An 18,886-nucleotide genomic window follows, 5' to 3' on the forward strand; every position below is an offset into this window, starting at 1 on the left:
AGCTATGTCACATCATCTTTACGCTATTGTTCGCCGTAAGTTTTCACACCTGAGCCGTTCAATATGTGTGGCTGCTGCTGTGTTGGGAACTACCCAAATTGCGATGGCTGGCCCAACAGTTGATCAGTTAAGTGACTGTTTAGTTAAGGCTACAACGGCTTCAGACAAAACTACTGTACTTCAATGGACATTTACGGCTTTAGCTGCTCATCCAGATTTAAAAGCATTTAGTAATGTAACACCTGAGCAAAAGGATCAGTTAGATCAAAAACTGGCGCAGGTTTTACAACGTGTGATTGTGGAGCAATGTTCTACCCAAACTAAAGCTGTAATTCAGGCTGAAGGTGTGAAGGCAGTTGGAGAGGCCTTTCAACAGTTAGGTCAAAGTGCGGGTGAAGATATTGTTAAAGACCCAGCCGTTAAACAGCAGTTGCAGGGCACATTACGCTATATTGACTTAAATAAATTGGTGACGACGTTTTTAACACCAGAAATTTGGAATAAATTAGGGATTACAAGATAAAAGTCTAGTTTTCTATTTTAGTAATAAAGCCTGCTATCTAAGAGTAGGCTTTATTGTATTTGGGATAAAGAGATCTTTTTAGATCGTAATTGTAGCCCCTAAAACTTTCACAAATTGAGCTAACCAAGCTGGATGTGCAGGCCAAGCTGGAGCAGTCACCAAATGACCATCTGTAACTGCTTCAGTCACAGCAATATCTGCGTATTGTCCACCTGCCAATTTTACTTCGACAGCACATGCTGGATAAGCAGAACAGAGGCGGCCTTGTAATACATCTGCCGCTGCTAGTAACTGAGCGCCATGGCATACGGCTGCTATTGGTTTTTTCACTCGATCAAACTCACGCACAATTTCGATAATACGTTCATTCATGCGTAAATACTCTGGTGCACGACCACCCGGAATCACTAGACCTACATAGTCTTCGGTATTAACGGCATCAAAATCATAGTTAATCGCAAAGTTGTGGCCACGTTTTTCGCTATAAGTTTGCTCACCTTCAAAATCATGAATAGCCGTTGCAATATGGTCGCCGTTCTTTTTATTCGGGCAAACAGCATGCACGGTATAACCTAAACCAGTTAAGAACTGAAATGGAACCATAGTTTCATAGTCTTCGGCATAGTCACCGACCAACATTAAAATCTTTTTAGACATAATTTATCTCTCTTTTTAAAATATAAGTTATCTAAATTATTAATTTAAATTAGCACAGTCACTGAGTAATTTTTTAGGAAAAAAGTGCATTCTTTAGTCGAAGAATGCTTTAGACGGATATAAAAAAGCCCCGATAAATCGAGGCTTTTTCTTGAGTTGGCTAGTCAAATTAACCAATCAATTTTTTCATTAATTCATTGACTTGAGCAGGGTTGGCTTTACCCTTAGATGCTTTCATGACTTGACCAACAAGACCGTTAAAGGCTTTTTCTTTACCAGACTTGTACTCTTCAACCATTTTTTCATTGGCTGCAAGTACTTCTTTAATGATCGCTTCAATTGCACCTGTGTCAGTTTCTTGCTTTAAGCCTTTTTCCGCAATAATGTCATCGGCAGATTTACCTTCCGATTCCCACATAAAGCCAAAAACTTGTTTAGCAATCTTACCGCTAATGGTGTTGTCAACAATACGAGCAATCATGCCGCCAAGCTGTTCAGCAGAAACAGGTGAGTCAGCCAGATCTAGGCCTGCTTTGTTTAAAGCACCTGAGAATTCGCCCATTACCCAGTTTGCAGACACTTTACCTTGCTTCGCACCGCCAGCAGCAGCCACAACAGCTTCATAGAAGTCTGCCATTTCGCGTGAGAGCGTAAGTACGTGAGCATCGTACTCAGTTACACCAAAGTCTGCGATAAAGCGTGCACGGCGAGCAGCAGGGAGCTCTGGAAGTGCAGCGCGAGCAGCTTCGATTTGCTCATCTGCAATAATCACCGGTAACAAGTCTGGATCTGGGAAGTAGCGGTAATCGTTTGCTTCTTCTTTAGAACGCATTGAGCGTGTTTCCATTTTGTTCGGATCGAACAAACGAGTTTCTTGGTCGATACTTCCGCCGTATTCCAAAATTTCCATTTGGCGTTCAATTTCAACATTGATCGCTTGCTCAATGAAACGGAATGAATTGAGGTTTTTAAGTTCACAGCGCGTACCAAAAGGTTGGCCCGGACGACGTAAAGATACGTTACAGTCCGCACGGAATGAACCTTCTGCCATGTTACCGTCAGAAATACCTAACCAACGTACTAATGTGTGAATCGCTTTGATATAAGCAACCGCTTCTTCAACCGAACGCATGTCAGGTTCAGAAACGATTTCAAGCAAAGGTGTACCAGCACGGTTTAAATCAATGCCAGACATACCTTCAAATTGATCATGTACAGATTTACCGGCATCTTCTTCAAGGTGAGCACGAGTTACGCCAATACGTTTAGTCGTACCATCTTCAAGTTGGATGTCGATGTGCCCCAAGCCCACAATTGGGTTATCCATTTGGCTAATTTGGTAGCCTTTTGGCGAGTCAGGGTAGAAGTAGTTTTTACGTGCAAATACTGATGCTTGGTCGATGTAAGCATCAATTCCAAGACCGAAGCGAATTGCAAGATCAACCACTTTTTCATTCAAAACTGGAAGTACACCCGGCATTGCCAAGTCCACAAGGCTCGCTTGCGTGTTTGGGTCTTGACCAAATTCAGTCGATGAACCAGAGAAAATTTTAGAATTGGTTGCAAGCTGAGTGTGAATCTCGATACCAATAACGACTTCCCAACCGTCAATCAATTTCAACTTTTGAGCTTCAGCCATTATGCATTCTCCTCAGCAATTGCCGCACGTTGAGTATGGAAATCGGTGTTTTGTTGGTATTGATGAACAATCGACAACAATTGTGATTCTGACCAGTAGTTACCAATTAATTGTAAGCCGACAGGTAAGCTGTCTTTATCAAAACCAACAGGAGCATTAATCGCTGGTAAGCCTGCCAAGTTCACTGCAAGTGTATAGATATCGCCTAAATACATTTCAGTTGGACTTAAGTTCGCACCAATTTTATATGCAGTTGTTGGCGCAGCAGGAGCCGCAATCACATCCACATTTTCAAATGCTTTTAAGAAGTCTTGTTGAATTAAACGACGTACTTTTTGAGCTTTCACATAATAAGCATCGTAATAACCCGCAGAAAGCGCGTAAGTACCAATGAGAATACGACGTTGAACTTCTGGACCGAAACCTTCTGAACGCGAACGTTTGTAAAGATCCATCAAGTCAGCTGGGTTTTCACAGCGGTAACCGTAGCGAACACCGTCATAACGTGACAAGTTAGATGATGCTTCTGCTGGCGCAATCAGGTAATACGTCGGTACATAAGCTTCAGTCATGTTGAGATCGATCTCAACAAGTGTAGCACCCATTTCTTCAAGCTTTTTCAAAGACTCTTCAACACGTGCTTTTACGTGAGCATCTAAACCTGCAACGTTAAAGTATTGTTTAGGAATACCAATACGTAAACCTTTTACAGATGTGTTATTCAAGTTTGCAACGTAGTCATCAACCTCTTTTTTAACCGAAGTTGAGTCTTTCGCATCGTGACCTGCAATTACATTCATGAGGTAAGCACAGTCTTCGGCAGAACGAGCCATTGGACCCGCTTGGTCTAAAGATGATGCATAAGCAATGATACCGAAGCGAGATACACGACCATAGGTTGGTTTTAAGCCTGTTAAGCCACAGAATGACGCAGGTTGACGGATTGAACCACCTGTGTCAGTACCTGTTGCAAAAGGTGCTAAATCAGCCGCTACAGCCGCAGCAGAACCACCTGATGATCCACCAGGCACGTGATCAAGTGCCCATGGGTTGCTTGTTGCCCCAACATATGAGCTTTCTGAAGTTGAGCCCATCGCAAACTCGTCCATGTTCACTTTACCTAAAGTGACCAGACCAGCTGCTTTAGTTTTTTCAACAACAGTTGCATCGTAAGGAGAGATGAAGTTGTCTAGTATTTTTGAACCAGCAGTCGTTTTAATGCCTTTGGTACAAAAGATATCTTTATGAGCAAGAGGGATACCCGTTAAAGCGGTTGCATTACCTGCTTTTAATGCAGCATCGGCAGCGTCGGCTTCAGCAAGCGCTTGTTCAGGCGTAACCGTCACGTAGCTTTTTACCAGTGGGTCAATTTTAGCAATACGTTTTAAATAGTGTTCAGTCAGTTCGCGAGATGAAAACTTCGCTTGGCTTAAGCCCTCAGCAAGTTCACGAATTGATAAGCGATGTAAATCAGTCATGAGTAAAATTTCTTTACATTCAAAATAGGGAAGATGGGTTAATTGAGTAAAAGTTATTCAATCACGCGAGGAACAAGATACAAACCATCTTGAGTTGCAGGCGCAACTGCTTGGTATTCATCTCGATGATTGCTTTCAGTTACCACATCAGCACGTAAAGGTTGAGGATTGTCAAAAGGACTTTTCAAAGGTTCTACGCCTTCCGTATCAATGCCTTTTAAGGTTTCCATCATGCCTAAAATTTTATTTAGACTTTGAGCATATTCAGCAGATTGCGTATCATTGAGCGACAATCGAGCAAGATTGGCGATTGCTGAAACTGTTTGTGCATTTAAATCTGCTGAATGCTGTGCATCCGATGTAGACATAACATCACCTAATCAGTATTAAAAATTTTCAAAATATCGTGCGTTATAATAAGCGATTGACTTGTTCAAATCATCACATTTAGTTTAAAGTTGCCACCTTGCATCCACATGAAAGTTTAACTGAGAACGAACCGTGATTCTAAAACGACTAATTGGCTTGTTTTCGCCGGATCTAGCCATTGATTTAGGTACAGCAAATACACTTATTTATGCACCAGGCCGCGGCATTATATTAAATGAACCAACAGTTGTGGCAATTCGTCACAGTGGTTCACAAAAAATTGTTGCTGCTGTAGGTCTAGATGCTAAGCAAATGCTGGGCCGTACGCCTGCGAATATTTCTGCAATTCGTCCAATGAAAGACGGTGTAATTGCGGATTTTGAAGTGACTGAAACCATGTTGAATCAGTTTATTGGTAAAGTTCACGAAAAACGTTTGTTCCCACCTGCACCTCGTGTAGTTGTATGTGTACCATGTAAATCAACTTTGGTCGAGCGTCGTGCGATTCGCGAAGCAGTATTTAATGCTGGTGCCCGTGATGTTCGTTTGATTGAAGAGCCTATGGCAGCAGCAATTGGCGCAGGTATGCCAGTTGAACAAGCATGTGGTTCTATGGTTGTGGATGTTGGTGGCGGTACAACAGAAATTGCAATTATTTCATTGCAAGGTTGTGTCTATGCTGACTCTTTACGCATCGGCGGCGATGTTTTTGATGAGCAAATCATCAATTATGTTCGTAAAGCTCACGGTTGTGTGATTGGTGAAACCACTGCTGAAATTATTAAAAAAGAAGTAGGTATGGCTGTTTCTGATGGTACAACATTAGAAATCGAAGTACGTGGCCGTAACCTTGCAGAAGGTGTGCCTCGTGCAATTACCGTAACTTCTGACGAAATTACTCAAGCCATTTCTGATCCGTTACAAAGCATTGTAAGCGCTGTGAAATCTGCTCTTGAGCAAACTCCTCCTGAACTTTCTTCTGATATTGCTGAGCGCGGTATTGTGTTGACAGGTGGTGGTGCGCTACTTCGTAACCTTGACAAGTTATTGGCTCAAGAAACTGGTTTACCAGTTGTTGTTGCTGAAGATCCTCTTACTTGCGTAACCCGTGGTGGTGGTAAAGTATTAGAATTCTTCGACAACCCGAACCATGACATGCTTTTCGTCGGTTAAGTTTAAGGATTAGGCGGTGCAACCGAATATTTTTTCAAGACAGCCGCCATCTTTCCGCTCGTTCATTATTGCGGTCGTTACATGTTTGGTTGTGCTCTTCTTTGATTGGCGCATGCCTTATGTAATTCAGCCAGCAAGGGATGTCTTGTACGCTGCATATAACCCAATTTATGCATTGGCTAGTTATCCGGTACTGTCGAGAGAATGGCTGAATCAACAAACAAAATCTGAAGCACAACTGCGTCGTGAAAATACCGCGATGCAGGCTGAGCTTTTACAAGCTCAAGTCCGCTTACAGAAGCTTTCTGAACTGTCAGCTGAAAATACCCGTTTACGAGGCCTTCTTGATACACCGTTAATTATTGATGGTCGTATGGAAATTGCCGAAGTGATTGGGACAGATGCAGACCCATTACGCCATATCATCATTATTAACCGAGGCTCTACGGACCATCTAAAGGTAGGTCAAACGGTTCTGGATGATAAGGGGATTATGGGGCAGATTATTAATGTATACCCTCATAGCTCACGTGTGATGTTGTTATCAGATAAAGAACATTCACTGTCGGTACGTCTTGAGCGTACTGGAATGCGGGCGATTGTTTCTGGTACAGGTGATTTGGGCCGTTTAAAAATGGAATATGTCCCGACCAGTGCGAATATTCAGGTGGGTGATAAAGTGTTTAGCTCAGGCTTGGGTGAACATTTCCCAGCAGGTTACGCAGTGGGTACAGTTGCCAAAATAAAACGCCATAATTCAGGTGAATTTGCTGAAATTGATGTAACACCATCAGCACAATTGGCAACAGGCCATCATGTAGTTGTACTGTTCTCTGAATCATTAGCGAAGGAGCAGCCATATGCCGATCGCTAAACTGAAACGAGAAAAGCGTAAAGATCCATTATGGGGAATTATTCTCTCCGTTATTGTGGGTTCTGTACTTATGGTTTATCCGCTATCTTATGATATTTCAGGATGGCGGCCGCTATTCATGTTGATGATCATGCTATTTTGGGTAGTATGTCAGCCAACATGGTGTGGGGTCTGGTTTGCATTTGGGATGGGGATCTTTACAGACTTACTGCTTGATGCGCCTTTAGGACTCAATGCCTTAAGTTTTGTAATTGTGACTTTTCTTACCCGTTTTTTAATTCGGGAACGCCGTATTTTAACTTTTGTTAATTTATGGACGATAGCAACGCTGGTCATTATTGCCCATTTAGCATTTATGTGGGTAACACAGACGATGGGTGGAATTCATTTTTCGATTGCTAGACATTGGCAACCTTTGATGACAAGTATCATCACGTGGCCAGTCGTCTATTATTGTTTGGCAAAATGGCGCATATAGTTTTAGCATCTAGCTCTCCTCGTCGGAAGGAGCTGTTGCAACAGCTAGGCTTAGATTTTGAAATCTATAGTCCTGACATTGATGAGTCTGTTCATGAAAATGAGCTAGTTCATCATTATGTTGAACGGTTGGCTAGAGAAAAAGCTCAGACTGTATTGAAGCTTTTTCCAGAAGCAATTGTTATTGCTGCCGATACAAGTCTGGGACTTGATGGTCAAATTATTGGTAAGCCTGAATCGAAAAATCATGCTTTTGAAATCTGGAAAAAATTATCTGGACGTTGGCATGATGTGTTTTCTGGACTGTGCGTTGCGACTCAACAACAGATGTTAAGTCAGGTAGTGCAAACACAAGTTGAGTTTCAGCACCTGACTACACAGGATATGGAAGATTATTGGACCACGGGTGAGCCTGTTGGAAAAGCGGGTGGATATGCAATTCAAGGAATTGCCTCGCAATATATTCCCCAAATTCAAGGAAGTTATAGTAATGTGGTAGGACTTCCTTTATACGAATTTGCACAGTTATTCAAAAGAGTAAAGACATAAGGGGTTGTTATCATTCTTCATTGAATAGCATTGTCGATGAACACTAGACAACGTTAAAGTTAACAGCTTCTCTGACTCTTTAATAAAAATTTTATAATACTTTGAGTTTATGTATGTCAGAAGAACTACTTATTAATGTCACACCTATGGAGTGTCGGGTGGCATTAATCGAAAATGGAACTGTTAATGAACTGTATGTCGAGCGTACAGTTAAACGCGGTCTAGTCGGCAATATCTACAAGGGTAAAGTTGTGCGAGTGCTTCCGGGCATGCAAGCTGCCTTTGTTGATATTGGTTTGTCTCGAACAGCCTTTTTACATATCAATGATATGGTTTGGCCTCGTTCGCAGCCTACCCCAAATGTCTTTGAGTTATTACATCCTGGGCAAACCCTTACTGTCCAAGTAATGAAAGATATGTTGGGCACAAAAGGTGCACGTCTAAGTACAGATCTTTCAATCCCTTCTCGCTATTTGGTTTTAATGCCGTATGGCAACCATATTGGTGTTTCGCAGCGTATTGAGTCTGAAGAAGAGCGAGATCGACTGCGTAATATTATTGAAGGTATTCAATCTGAGCATAATTTACCCGGTAGCGTGATTGTCCGTACAGCTGCAGAAGGTGTGGATGAGGCAGAAATTGCTCAGGACATGTGCTATCTGAGCAAATTGTGGGAGTACATTCAGCGTAAGCAGACTGACGTTGCTGTTCCTTCTTTAATTTTTGAAGAACTTCCATTACCTCAACGTATTATTCGTGACTTAGCAAGCGAAGAAACTGCAAAGATTTATGTAGATTCGCGAGAGATTCACGCAAAACTGCTTGAGTTTGTAGATGAGTTTGTCCCGAATATGAAGAGTCGCCTCATTCATTATCCGGGTGAGCGACCACTATTTGATCTTTATAATGTTGAAGAAGATATTCAAAAAGCCTTACAAACTCGCGTAGCTTTGAAGTCGGGCGGTTATCTGATGATCGACCAGACTGAAGCCATGACAACGATTGACGTTAATACAGGTTCATATGTAGGTGGTCGTAGTCTTGAAGACACGGTTTTTAAAACTAATATGGAGGCGACTCAAGTTATCGCGCGTCAACTTAGACTGCGTAATTTGGGGGGGATTCTCATTATTGATTTTATTGACATGCAAGAAGCAACTCACCGTGAAGAGGTGATGCGTCAGTTCGAGAAAATGCTTGAGCGAGATCACGCGAAGACCAAAATTACTCAAGTGTCAGAACTTGGTCTGGTCGAAATGACGCGTAAACGAACTCGTGAATCATTAGAACACTTGTTATGTGAATCATGTCCAACATGCCAAGGGCGTGGTTTTGTCAAAACAGCGGAGACAGTGTGTTACGAAATATTTCGTGAGATATTACGTTATACCCGCGCATTTGAGTCAACGAGTGGCTTTACTGTTGTTGCGCATCCTTCTGTGATTGACCGATTATTAACAGCAGAAGCACCAGCAGTAGCCGATTTAGAGCATTTTATTAACCGTGTTATTAAATTTCAGGTCGAAAATTTATATACGCAAGAGCAATACGATATCATTTTAAGTTAAAGTTGTAACAAGATATCGCTTAATCCTTGTTACAACTGAAATTTTACTTTCATTCATGAATTTTAAATACTACTTACATACAGTAGCCCTAGACGTTCTCCCTATTAAACGTCTTAGCAAACAATAAGAGGTATAACCCATGAATGTAAGTGAAAACTTAATTAGCAACGGTCTTAAACATGTTTTAGAAAGCACGCCAGTAAATAGCTGCTATATGTTGAATGACCAAGGTAAAGAAGTACCAATCACAACTGCAATGATTCGTTCAGTATGTCATCAGTTGCTTAACCAGTGCCGCACAATCAAAAAATAAGGGGCCAATTCAAAGCCCCTTAATTTTCTAACTTGCTGAATGATGTTTCAGTTGTTTCTCTGCAATAATTTCTTCAAAACGTTGAATCTCATCTTCTAAATGAGTCAAAAGGTTTTGCATTTTTGGCAAAGCATTTCGACAAGCTGTTAATCCAACTTCAAGCTTATCTAAATAACTGGTCATGGTAATGTTTAGAGCTTGTCCATCCATGACAATCGAAGCAGGGTAGAGCGCATCTAATTTCGCGCCATTCCAATAAAGCGGCTCACGTGGTCCTGGTACATTGGAAATCACTAAATTGAACGCCTGACGCTTAGGAAGCATTCCTGACATGATGTTTAATCCTGCCGGACCATAAACAACCGCACTATAGTTTAAAATTTCATTCGCAGTCATGCGGCTAAAGCGTTGCTTTGAATTCTGCATGCTGCGACGAATGATTTCTAGGCGTTCTAATGGTTGATCTTTATGAGTTCCTAAATTTGCCAAAATCATGGTAATTCGGTTGCTCATGTCAGAATCATCTGTACGTAATGAAGCTGGAACCATGGCAATAAGTGGCTTTTTAGGTAAGCTGTTTTGGCTAATCAAATATTCACGTAAAGCGCCTGAACATACAGCTAGGACAACATCATTAATCGTCACGCCTAATGCTTTTGAAATTTTTCTAAGGCGGCTTAATTCAAATGATTGGGCCGCAAAACGACGTGAAGCACTGACTCTTTGGTTCAAAATAGAAACTGGTGCCTGAAAAGTAGAAACATAATCAGGATTTTTACCCATTTCCTTGAATATTGTTTGAGATAGCTCGTGCATGACTTTTGGAGCTATGTCGAGTTGAGACTTAATACCGCCTAAAATACTTTTAATTTTACTAGTACTTGGAGTTGGTACTTTTAGACGCTTAGCTCTTTTGCTCTCAACACACCATAAAGGAACAACATGTTTCTCTTCTGGTGTTTTTGATAGAGATTTCTCGATCAAACGCATACCAGCAACACCATCTACCATTGCATGATGGATTTTAAAATACATGGCAAAACGATTGCCTTCGATTCCTTCAATAATGTCACAAGTCCAAAGTGGCTTTGCACGATCAATTAGTGAACTATGCTGCTGTGAAATATACACCAGAAGTTCACGAATACGGCCAGGATGAGGCAAAGCAATGTGGCGAAAGTGATGATCGATATCGAATTCTTCATCTTCATCCCAAAATAAACCACTTAAGCGGTTATTGAACGGAGGAATAGGAATGCTCTTTGAGCGTTTAATATCTTCTACTAAATCATGTACAAAGGTTTCTGGTGCATTTTCAGGAATTTCAAATAAAAATAATCCACCGACATGCATGGGTTGCTGTCTTTTTTCAAGTGACAGAAAAATGAAATCAATTGGGTGTAATGGACGCATAAATCATTGTGCCTCATGCATTTTTCTAAGAAGCCCTTATATGAGCTCTTATTAGAATTATAGAACCGTAAAATTAAGTATATAGCGTTTAGAGTAGAGAAAATATGACTTTGTGTACGGAACATGACATAAAAAAAACCACTGATTTACCAGTGGTTTTTTGATATCCAATTACTTTTTCATATTACCTGCGTGTAAGCCACACTCTTTTTGGGTGGCTTCTTCCCACCACCAGCGTCCTTCACGCTCATGTTGATTTGGTAATACAGGTCGTGTACATGGTTCACAGCCAATAGAAACAAAACCGCGCTCATGAAGAGGATTATATGGAATTTCCATCATACGGATGTAGCTCCATACCTCAGCACTTGTCCAGTTCGCTAGAGGGTTATATTTAATGAGTTGCTTACCTGGGCCAGAGAAACCTGCATCAGCTTGTACTACAGGAATCTCTGTACGCGTACCAGGACTTTGATCTTTACGTTGACCCGTAATCCAGCCATCTAAAGTCGCAAGTTTTTTACGCAAAGGCTGAACTTTTCGAATACCGCAACATTCTTGATGCCCATCTGTAAAAAAGCTGAATAAACCTTTTTCGTTTACCATGTTTTGAACAGCTTCAGATTCAGGGAAACAAACTTCGATATTGATATTGTAGTGTTTACGGACAGTTTCAATAAATTGATAAGTTTCGGCATGCAGGCGACCCGTGTCGAGACTAAATACACGGAAAGGTTTGCCTAAGCGTGAAGCAATATCAATTAACACAACATCTTCTGCACCCGAAAATGAAATTGCAATTTCACCTTGTTGGCTTAAGGCAAGTTCTAAAATTTCTCGAGGGCTTTTGGTTGCATATTCAGCAGCAAGAGCATCTACGATATCAATAGTCGGAATAACGGTCATGTGTGTTCCTGGCAAAAGGCTTGGGCGCATTGAGTTATGAAAAATATTCTAAAGGATAGTTGATAAAGTGCTTAGCACTTTAATTTCGATCCTTATGAATAAAATTGATTTGATCAATAACAACGCAAAACTGAAAATCTTAATGGTATGATACAGCAATTTTTAACCAACGTTGGAAGCATTCATGGAAATCGTATGCCTAGATCTTGAAGGGGTTTTAGTTCCTGAAATTTGGATCAATTTCGCTAAAAAAACAGGGATTAAAGAACTCGAAGCAACAACTCGTGATATTCCGGATTATGATGTTTTAATGACTCAGCGTCTTAATATTTTAAAACAACACGGTTTAGGCTTAAACGATATTCAAGAAGTCATTGCTGAGATGGGGCCATTACCAGGTGCAAAAGAGTTTGTTGAATGGGTGAGTACCCATTTTCAACTTGTGATTTTGTCAGATACCTTCTATGAATTTGCGCATCCTTTAATGAAGCAATTAGGGTGGCCAACAATTTTCTGTCATAAGTTAGAGACAGATGAAGAAGGTATGATTACCGCTTATAAACTACGTCAACCCGATCAAAAACGTGAGTCTGTTAAAGCTCTACATGGTTTAAATTTCCGAGTAATCGCAGCGGGTGACTCGTATAATGATACAACCATGCTGGGTGAAGCGGACCATGGTTTCTTGTTTGATGCACCTGCAAATGTGATTGCTGAGTTTCCACAGTTCCCAGCTATTCACGGCTATGATGCATTAAAAGAAGCAATCCGTTCAGTTTCACAGCGTAATATCCCAGCTTAATATAAATAATAAAAAAGGCGCTTTAAGCGCCTTTTTTATTATTTATGGTTTTTAAACTTAGAATTTATAACCAAGTTTTAAACCATAAGCGATTGCATTATTGTCAGAGAACTCTGCAACATATTCATCACCGCCCGCTTGCGCACCAGTTTGAGCTTTAGCATCACCTAACCAAAAGTATTTTACACCACCAGCAATAAACGTTTGTGGAGTAGGGCTATATTGAAGACCTAAACCTACGTTCCAGTAACCTTCAGTTGGACCTAAAGTTGTGATTGGGTCACCCGCACCAGAGTCCCAACCTACAGAAACGTTACCCGCCCACTTGTCGGTAAGTTTGCGACCAACACCTGTGGTTACTGTCCATTGGTCATCTGTATAGCTCACTAAATCGAAACCATTTGGGCGGTTGACAATAGGCCCTACAACTTTTGATAGCTGTCCAAATTTGTATGGTTGAACAGAGAAATCTTTCCAGTTCACCCAACGAATGTTTGCAAACGCAACTGTGTCAGCCATGATACCTGTTTGGAAATCAAAGTTAACAGATTGAGGTGTAGTAATTGTGGTATCTGCTGAGCTATTTTTAATTGCATCGGCCGCTGCAGCTTGCCCTAATAATGAAAGAGCGGGAAGTGTAGGCAAATTTTCACGAATATTGACGTCATGGTCAACTTCTGAACGATAAGTTAAAGAAGCTTTAAGTGCAATTTCAGGAATTTGATAAGCAAAACCTGCTAGCCAACCCACACCGCCAGTTTCTTTGATATCTGCATCATAGCCATTGTAGATACTATAAGCTTGTCCACGAAGGCTAATATTTCCTTTAATTGTTTGATACACACCACCTGCATAGAGGTTCCAATTTTTATTTGGTTGGAAACCAAAAACCATAGCAAGGTTTTGAGTATCAACTTCAACTTTAGTGCCACCTTTGCCGAGTAAACCATTAATGTTATTTATTCCAGCATCTACTCTTTCTGTGACGCTTTGTTTTACAGCTGTATCGATAGCAGCTTTAGTAGCTGCATTATTATTATACGCACTTAAAGTAGCAGCAAATTGTGCTTTCCCAGCATCAGAGCTTAAATCAACTCCCTGGGCTTGCAGAACAGCACCGACACGCTGATCGCTAGTTAATCCGTTAAATGTTGTATCAATAGTATTGGCACGAATTACATCTAGTCTGTCTTGCGCTAAAATTGTGTTAGAAGAATCTGATACAAATACATTTTTCCCAGAATATTCTGCATCTGCACCAAATGGCTGATCGTACAGTAAACCAAATGAGAATTTATCGTTAAGTTGTAGTTTTAAAGCTGCATTTGGGAAAAAATAATCCTCACCCATATCGCTAATATCACGGCGTGTTGCGCTTGATCCTGCTTCTTTACCCGATACATCTGGGTCTAAAACAGAAATACCAGCTTCAAAGTAGTTACCAGGCTGCAAAAATGCAGACATTGATTGTCCAGAGCGATCCAATGCTGCTGCAAAAACCCCAGTTGCAGGCAGCGTTGCTAAAATCATTGCAGTGCTCAGATGTTTTAATTTCATTTTAATCTTTCCTTGAACTTCAAGACATTTTTTTAAAAGTAACAGAGTTAAACCGTTTAAACTGTGTTGCCTTCAAAGCTCCAAATTACAAGTAATAGAAGCTTTGATAACTCCATGTAACAAAAATAGCATAATTACAATAAGAGTAAATCTGTTATATGAACTGAGGAGTACTCACTTTTTATACAAATAGAGTCAATAATGGATGAAATATGAAGGAATATTTGTATTGTTAAATTAATTTAATTAATTGATATTTATATTTTTATCTATTAGTGGTGACCTTTGTTTTTATGACATTTTTGTCACAAATTCAAGAAAAATGGTCAAAGATTTTTTTGTAAAAATATGAATTAAGTGATTATGAAATGAGTATTAGTTGTCATTTTTAGTTGATAAGTCCAGTTTCTCTACATCTGTATATTATTGATTAAATTTTATATTATTCATTTTATGAAAAAGTTTACCTTAATTTTTTTACCATTTGATCTATTTTTTGAGCGAATTTGGATTCTATATTTGAAAGTTATGTGTAATAAAAAACCGAAAATAATGATCTAAATTCGGCTATTCTATTTTTAGAGCTAAAACACAGCATTAGAGTGGGTATAACTTTTCATCAAATTGCTCAAGTTTGGGAAATTTTAATGACTCGAGCTGGTCCAGATGAGTAAGGTAGATTACATAGTCTTCAAGAAGGGTTTGTCGTGCTTCTTGGCTAATATACGGTACATGGTAAGCAATGAATGGAGGTAGGACTTCAAAACCAGCATATGCCAAAGTACCACGTTGAATCGGCGATAAATAATTTTCGATTGGTCCGTGAATTGAGTTTTCTCCAAACATGTGTGTTCTACCACCGAGTGTTAAACACAACATCGCTTTTTTACCTGCCATGCCGCCATGGTTGTAAAAACGCTTGCCCCCATAAAAAAGTCCAGAGACAAACACACGATCAATCCAGCCCTTTAAAATTGCTGGAACAGATGTCCAATAAAATGGGAAATTTAAAATGACGAGATCAGCTTTTTTTACCTTTTCAATTTCAGCTTGAATATCTGGAGCTAGAAGCTGATTTTTGCTGGCATTTCTTTGTTCAAGTGCATAGTTAAAATACTCAGGCTGATTAAGCTCTAAGAAATCCGCTTTGGATGCAATAGGGTTAAATTGCATCGCATATAAATCTGAAACTTCTACGCTGTGCCCAAATTTTTCTAATGTTTGCTTAGCTGTACTTTTTAGAGCAGTGGTAAAAGACTGTGGTTCTGGATGAGCATGGACAATTAGAATGTTCATAGGGGAGGACCTGTATTCTTTTTCAGAAATTTTGCTGTCTGGTGCAATTCAGCGGATTTTGTTTTGAATAACTATGCATCAATTTAAAAGCATGGCATAGTTCATGAACTGACAGTTTTTACCATTTTACGCCATTTTATTTTGCTCATATGGGTTGTTTATGAATCCAGAATTACCCGGAACTTATATTAATTTAATCGTTGAGACTGTTAAGCGGTGGGGTGTCTCTGGTGAGCAGCTTTTAAATGGTAGTGGAATAACTTTAGACCAATTAGAAAAGCCTTACTGGTATGTTGAATTCAATATCTTAAATCAGTTTATTGAACGGGCAATCGAGTTATGCAAAGAGCCAGCACTAGCAGGTTATTTAGCTTTAAGTATGACGGCTTCATGTTATGGTTCAGTCGGAATGGCTGCCATAGTTTCTCCAAATTTAGGAGAAGCATTGAAAATACTTGAACAATTCATTGCTTCACGTTGTAAGGTTTTTAAACCGGAATTAAAACAAGAAAATAATGATGCATGTTGGTCAATTCATCAGCCTGTCAGTGCATTTCAACTGAGCCCAAATGCCAACATTTTTTTGTTACTCGGTTTTGTTCAAATTGCGAAAAAATTAACAGGGCTTTCTCATTTGGGAAAAGTTGAATTACAAATGCCAGAGCCGATAGGTTTTGACCAAATCAGTCATCAACTGGCTGTGACTTGTTTATTTAACCAAAAGGGTAATCGTTGGATATTTCCAAAAGAGTATTTAGCACAATCTGTATTAACGGCAGACCCAATGCTAGCGCCGTTATTAAATGCGCAATGTAAGCGGGATATAGAGAAATTAAACTTAAAAAGTGGTTGGAAAGGACAAGTCAAACAAGTTGCCGAAAAATTGCTTTTGAATGGGGAGATTGAGACATTAAAAGTTGGGCAAGTGGCTCATATCATGAATATGTCAGAGCGAACTTTGCAACGCTATTTAGCTCTTGATGATACTAGTTTTACCCTCTTGGTAGACTCTCTCAAAAAGGAGCATGCCCAGAAACTTTTAGCTCAAAATAACATGTCGATCGAAAAAGTCGCTTTAATGCTAGGTTATGCCGAGACTTCTCACTTCACCCGTGCATTTAAGCGCTGGATGGGAGTAACGCCTAAATATTTCCAAACCCAGCATAAAATGGCGGATTCAAATTAAAGGGCCACAAATTTAAATTCGTGGCTTTTCATTTATGATTTAAGTCAATTAAGTAGATTGTTCTGGCTTAGATGAGAGTGATTCAATCACTTCAAAATAGCTAGGTGGTACTGGAACATGGCCGCGGTCTCTCAATAGACGATGCATACGCGGCAGTTTGAAGTAGGGCACCGAAGCCATTAAATGGTGTTCCATATGGTAATTGACATGAATAGGCGCTACAAAACTTCTAGCAATCCAACCTGCACGTGTAGTACGGGTATTGGTTAAAGCTGTATTACTCGTTTGCATACCTGCATGTTCGGCAATTGAGCGAATTCTTAAAAATAAAGGAAACGGTGTCAAATACGCTAAAGGCCATAACCAATAAAACCGTTGCTGACCAAAAGCTTTTAAAACACCATAAAGAGCTACATTGATTGCAATAGCTCCGCTACTGTTTTTTATTAGGCTTTTGGCATAGTCAACGAAATCTTTATTGCTTCGATCTAGCCAGACTTGATCATTTGCAACAGTCCATTTCATTAAATCGAGATCCATTAACACTCGACCAAAGCTAAACTTTAATCCTGTCATACCTGTTAAGTCGCGTAAAAATTTACGAGTAAGAGATTTTTTGCTTACAGGAAAACCAGAAACTAACGAAAGGTCAGGGTCATCTGGAGTAGAGGTTTTTGCATGATGACGAACATGATGTACGCGATATTTTTGTAGATCATTCCAGATTGGACGGGCGCATAGCCATTCACCTACAAAGTCATTTATTTTTTTATTTTTGAATAAGCTTTTATGAGATGCATCATGCATCAAAATTGCTAGGCATAACTGGCGACCTGCCAATATAGCTAAAGCTAGCATACAAGCAAGTAATTTGCCCCAGCTAGGTAAGTAATCCCACATCATGATTAAGCTTGCAAATGTTCCGCCAATAACGGCCCATGTGCTTGCAACAGCCCAAGCACCGTATATATCTGAGGGTTGTGTGAGTTCTTGTATTTCTTCTCTGCTAAATAGATCGGTCACACTCACTTGTGCATTCATTTTTATTCTCCCAAATCAGATTTTGGTATCCATATCTTATATTACAAATATAATCATAAAATTTTAAAATGTGAAATATTTGTTTGTAAAAAAATAAATCGCCCTTTAGTGGGCTAATTCATTTTCATAAAGTTTCTGCCATAGCTTTTGTCCAATCGAATCGAGCTGTTGTACATTTTGAGCAAACTGATTGCGGGCATGTTCATCAACAAATGGAGAAGGCAGTAGAGGATCATTCATGAGTAAGGTAATGGTTTCACGTCCTAATAATAAAGCTTGGGTAGCAGCCTCATTTAAGGATAAATTTTTATAATTCAAAAGCCATTCTTGGATATCTTGACTATACATTTCATAGTTTTTTTCAAGCTGCTTGGTATCCCACAAGGAAGGAATTAACGCAACTGTTTTTGCGTCAAATTTTTGAATAATAGAAATTTTAGCTTCATTTTCAAGACCCGCTAAAATGAGCTCTTCACATGTTTTTTCAAAGCTATACGCTAAATTATCTGGACGTATATAAATTCCAGTTTCGAGTTCTCTAAAACCAAATTGACGTAAAGCGTGTTCTCTCTTTTTTAAAGCGGTTCGATCAATACGACCTAATGTCCCCGTAAATACTGCCAGATAGTGTTGTTGCCATTCTTTAGTCTGCTTAATGCCATTTTTACGATTCAAAATGACTTTTGCCCATTCTTTGGTTGATGGCGAAAGTTGATAAATACCGCGTTCTACACTTTCTATCATGCCTTCATTTAATAGCCGAGTCGTAGCCACACGAATACCGTTGTCACTCATATTAAAAAGTTTAGCGGCAATTAATATTTGTCTAATCGTGAGCTGAGGGTAAGCAGAGGAAAGAAATAAATCGATAATGAGATGGCGTGCATTAATTTTGATATTTTTCATTCAGATTGAATTTTTGATATGAGTTGCATTTGATCAGAATAATATCATGTTTTTTTAAGGACTTTTTAAGATCATTTTGTAGAGTAAGTAAAGGTAAAAAGCTTTGTCTATAACAAGAAAAACTTTGGCAGTTCTTAACCAAGTTTTATCTTTTTACGA

Annotated in this window: 19 protein-coding genes; 9 read left to right on the top strand and 10 right to left on the bottom strand. The window is 39.6% G+C overall.

Annotated features, from left to right (window positions below; all coding sequences use genetic code 11):
• Positions 1-4 precede the first annotated feature (4 nt).
• Positions 5-523, top strand: a complete 519-nt coding sequence (locus J536_RS11180) for a hypothetical protein (RefSeq protein WP_005064404.1) — start codon at positions 5-7, stop codon at positions 521-523.
• A gap of 78 nt (positions 524-601) precedes the next feature.
• On the opposite strand, the gene J536_RS11185 is transcribed toward J536_RS11180, so the two are convergent.
• The 4 genes from J536_RS11185 to gatC form a co-directional block, all read right to left on the bottom strand.
• Positions 602-1,180 carry a DJ-1/PfpI family protein gene (locus tag J536_RS11185; protein ID WP_005064406.1) on the bottom strand — a complete coding sequence of 193 codons (579 nt, stop codon included), beginning with the start codon at positions 1,178-1,180 and terminating at the stop codon, positions 602-604.
• Positions 1,181-1,349: 169 nt separating this feature from the next.
• Positions 1,350-2,819 (bottom strand): Asp-tRNA(Asn)/Glu-tRNA(Gln) amidotransferase subunit GatB, encoded by a 1,470-nt coding sequence (gene gatB, locus J536_RS11190; RefSeq protein ID WP_000796643.1) that lies wholly within the window; start codon positions 2,817-2,819, stop codon positions 1,350-1,352.
• Complete coding sequence (gene gatA / locus J536_RS11195; RefSeq protein WP_032056660.1) at positions 2,819-4,297, bottom strand: Asp-tRNA(Asn)/Glu-tRNA(Gln) amidotransferase subunit GatA; 1,479 nt, start codon at positions 4,295-4,297, stop codon at positions 2,819-2,821. Before gatA ends, gatB begins: the two co-directional genes overlap by 1 nt.
• Before the next feature lie 53 nt (positions 4,298-4,350).
• A complete protein-coding gene (gatC, locus tag J536_RS11200) occupies positions 4,351-4,665 on the bottom strand; it encodes an Asp-tRNA(Asn)/Glu-tRNA(Gln) amidotransferase subunit GatC (RefSeq protein WP_000107699.1) in 315 nt (104 codons plus the stop codon).
• A 133-nt stretch (positions 4,666-4,798) separates the two neighbouring features.
• Between gatC and J536_RS11205 the strand changes: the two genes are divergently transcribed.
• The 6 genes from J536_RS11205 (at position 4,799) to J536_RS25095 (ending at position 9,620) form a co-directional block, all read left to right on the top strand.
• Complete coding sequence (locus J536_RS11205; RefSeq protein ID WP_000601379.1) at positions 4,799-5,839, top strand: rod shape-determining protein; 1,041 nt, start codon at positions 4,799-4,801, stop codon at positions 5,837-5,839.
• A 16-nt stretch (positions 5,840-5,855) separates the two neighbouring features.
• Positions 5,856-6,713: a rod shape-determining protein MreC gene (gene mreC, locus J536_RS11210; RefSeq protein ID WP_032056659.1), complete on the top strand. Its 858-nt coding sequence runs from the start codon at positions 5,856-5,858 to the stop codon at positions 6,711-6,713.
• A complete protein-coding gene (mreD, locus tag J536_RS11215; protein ID WP_002116279.1) occupies positions 6,700-7,191 on the top strand; it encodes a rod shape-determining protein MreD in 492 nt (163 codons plus the stop codon). The genes mreC and mreD overlap by 14 nt, the downstream gene beginning before the upstream one ends.
• Positions 7,179-7,739, top strand: coding sequence for a Maf-like protein (locus tag J536_RS11220; RefSeq protein WP_002116203.1), 561 nt, complete (start codon positions 7,179-7,181; stop codon positions 7,737-7,739). The genes mreD and J536_RS11220 overlap by 13 nt, the downstream gene beginning before the upstream one ends.
• Before the next feature lie 113 nt (positions 7,740-7,852).
• Complete coding sequence (gene rng / locus J536_RS11225) at positions 7,853-9,307, top strand: ribonuclease G (RefSeq protein ID WP_005064412.1); 1,455 nt, start codon at positions 7,853-7,855, stop codon at positions 9,305-9,307.
• 139 nt (positions 9,308-9,446) lie between these two features.
• Entirely contained in the window at positions 9,447-9,620 is a 174-nt protein-coding gene (locus tag J536_RS25095; RefSeq protein WP_002116397.1) for a PA1571 family protein, read from the top strand.
• Between the two features lie 27 nt (positions 9,621-9,647).
• Here J536_RS25095 and J536_RS11235 read toward each other — a convergent pair whose 3' ends face one another.
• Both J536_RS11235 and J536_RS11240 read right to left on the bottom strand, forming a co-directional pair.
• Positions 9,648-11,033, bottom strand: coding sequence for a WS/DGAT/MGAT family O-acyltransferase (locus J536_RS11235; RefSeq protein ID WP_005064414.1), 1,386 nt, complete (start codon positions 11,031-11,033; stop codon positions 9,648-9,650).
• A 171-nt stretch (positions 11,034-11,204) separates the two neighbouring features.
• Complete coding sequence (locus tag J536_RS11240) at positions 11,205-11,939, bottom strand: phosphoadenylyl-sulfate reductase (RefSeq protein ID WP_017400225.1); 735 nt, start codon at positions 11,937-11,939, stop codon at positions 11,205-11,207.
• Between the two features lie 184 nt (positions 11,940-12,123).
• Between J536_RS11240 and thrH the strand changes: the two genes are divergently transcribed.
• Positions 12,124-12,741: a bifunctional phosphoserine phosphatase/homoserine phosphotransferase ThrH gene (gene thrH / locus J536_RS11245; RefSeq protein WP_017400224.1), complete on the top strand. Its 618-nt coding sequence runs from the start codon at positions 12,124-12,126 to the stop codon at positions 12,739-12,741.
• Between the two features lie 57 nt (positions 12,742-12,798).
• On the opposite strand, the gene J536_RS11250 is transcribed toward thrH, so the two are convergent.
• Both J536_RS11250 and J536_RS11255 read right to left on the bottom strand, forming a co-directional pair.
• A complete protein-coding gene (locus J536_RS11250; RefSeq protein WP_017400223.1) occupies positions 12,799-14,298 on the bottom strand; it encodes an outer membrane protein transport protein in 1,500 nt (499 codons plus the stop codon).
• Between the two features lie 597 nt (positions 14,299-14,895).
• Positions 14,896-15,594, bottom strand: coding sequence for an NAD(P)H-dependent oxidoreductase (locus J536_RS11255; RefSeq protein WP_032062933.1), 699 nt, complete (start codon positions 15,592-15,594; stop codon positions 14,896-14,898).
• 160 nt (positions 15,595-15,754) lie between these two features.
• Between J536_RS11255 and J536_RS11260 the strand changes: the two genes are divergently transcribed.
• A complete protein-coding gene (locus tag J536_RS11260) occupies positions 15,755-16,780 on the top strand; it encodes an AraC family transcriptional regulator (RefSeq protein ID WP_032056656.1) in 1,026 nt (341 codons plus the stop codon).
• A gap of 48 nt (positions 16,781-16,828) precedes the next feature.
• On the opposite strand, the gene J536_RS11265 is transcribed toward J536_RS11260, so the two are convergent.
• Positions 16,829-17,821, bottom strand: a complete 993-nt coding sequence (locus tag J536_RS11265; protein ID WP_032062935.1) for a fatty acid desaturase family protein — start codon at positions 17,819-17,821, stop codon at positions 16,829-16,831.
• 105 nt (positions 17,822-17,926) lie between these two features.
• Positions 17,927-18,727: a PaaX family transcriptional regulator C-terminal domain-containing protein gene (locus tag J536_RS11270; RefSeq protein WP_032056655.1), complete on the bottom strand. Its 801-nt coding sequence runs from the start codon at positions 18,725-18,727 to the stop codon at positions 17,927-17,929.
• Between the last annotated feature and the right edge of the window lie 159 nt (positions 18,728-18,886).

This window comes from Acinetobacter sp. 809848 (assembly GCF_000581275.1).
GTDB lineage: Bacteria > Pseudomonadota > Gammaproteobacteria > Pseudomonadales > Moraxellaceae > Acinetobacter > Acinetobacter pittii.

Bases quoted from the DNA above. Each gene is read 5' to 3' on its own strand.
- J536_RS11265 (WP_032062935.1), bottom strand. From the start codon at position 17,821: ATGAATGCACAAGTGAGTGTGACCGATCTATTTAGCAGAGAAGAAATA.
- rng (WP_005064412.1), top strand. From the start codon at position 7,853: ATGTCAGAAGAACTACTTATTAATGTCACACCTATGGAGTGTCGGGTG.
- J536_RS11270 (WP_032056655.1), bottom strand. From the start codon at position 18,727: ATGAAAAATATCAAAATTAATGCACGCCATCTCATTATCGATTTATTT.
- gatC (WP_000107699.1), bottom strand. From the start codon at position 4,665: ATGTCTACATCGGATGCACAGCATTCAGCAGATTTAAATGCACAAACA.
- J536_RS11260 (WP_032056656.1), top strand. From the start codon at position 15,755: ATGAATCCAGAATTACCCGGAACTTATATTAATTTAATCGTTGAGACT.
- J536_RS11180 (WP_005064404.1), top strand. From the start codon at position 5: ATGTCACATCATCTTTACGCTATTGTTCGCCGTAAGTTTTCACACCTG.
- gatB (WP_000796643.1), bottom strand. From the start codon at position 2,819: ATGGCTGAAGCTCAAAAGTTGAAATTGATTGACGGTTGGGAAGTCGTT.
- J536_RS11250 (WP_017400223.1), bottom strand. From the start codon at position 14,298: ATGAAATTAAAACATCTGAGCACTGCAATGATTTTAGCAACGCTGCCT.
- mreD (WP_002116279.1), top strand. From the start codon at position 6,700: ATGCCGATCGCTAAACTGAAACGAGAAAAGCGTAAAGATCCATTATGG.
- gatA (WP_032056660.1), bottom strand. From the start codon at position 4,297: ATGACTGATTTACATCGCTTATCAATTCGTGAACTTGCTGAGGGCTTA.
- J536_RS11255 (WP_032062933.1), bottom strand. From the start codon at position 15,594: ATGAACATTCTAATTGTCCATGCTCATCCAGAACCACAGTCTTTTACC.
- J536_RS25095 (WP_002116397.1), top strand. From the start codon at position 9,447: ATGAATGTAAGTGAAAACTTAATTAGCAACGGTCTTAAACATGTTTTA.
- J536_RS11185 (WP_005064406.1), bottom strand. From the start codon at position 1,180: ATGTCTAAAAAGATTTTAATGTTGGTCGGTGACTATGCCGAAGACTAT.
- J536_RS11235 (WP_005064414.1), bottom strand. From the start codon at position 11,033: ATGCGTCCATTACACCCAATTGATTTCATTTTTCTGTCACTTGAAAAA.
- J536_RS11240 (WP_017400225.1), bottom strand. From the start codon at position 11,939: ATGACCGTTATTCCGACTATTGATATCGTAGATGCTCTTGCTGCTGAA.
- thrH (WP_017400224.1), top strand. From the start codon at position 12,124: ATGGAAATCGTATGCCTAGATCTTGAAGGGGTTTTAGTTCCTGAAATT.
- J536_RS11220 (WP_002116203.1), top strand. From the start codon at position 7,179: ATGGCGCATATAGTTTTAGCATCTAGCTCTCCTCGTCGGAAGGAGCTG.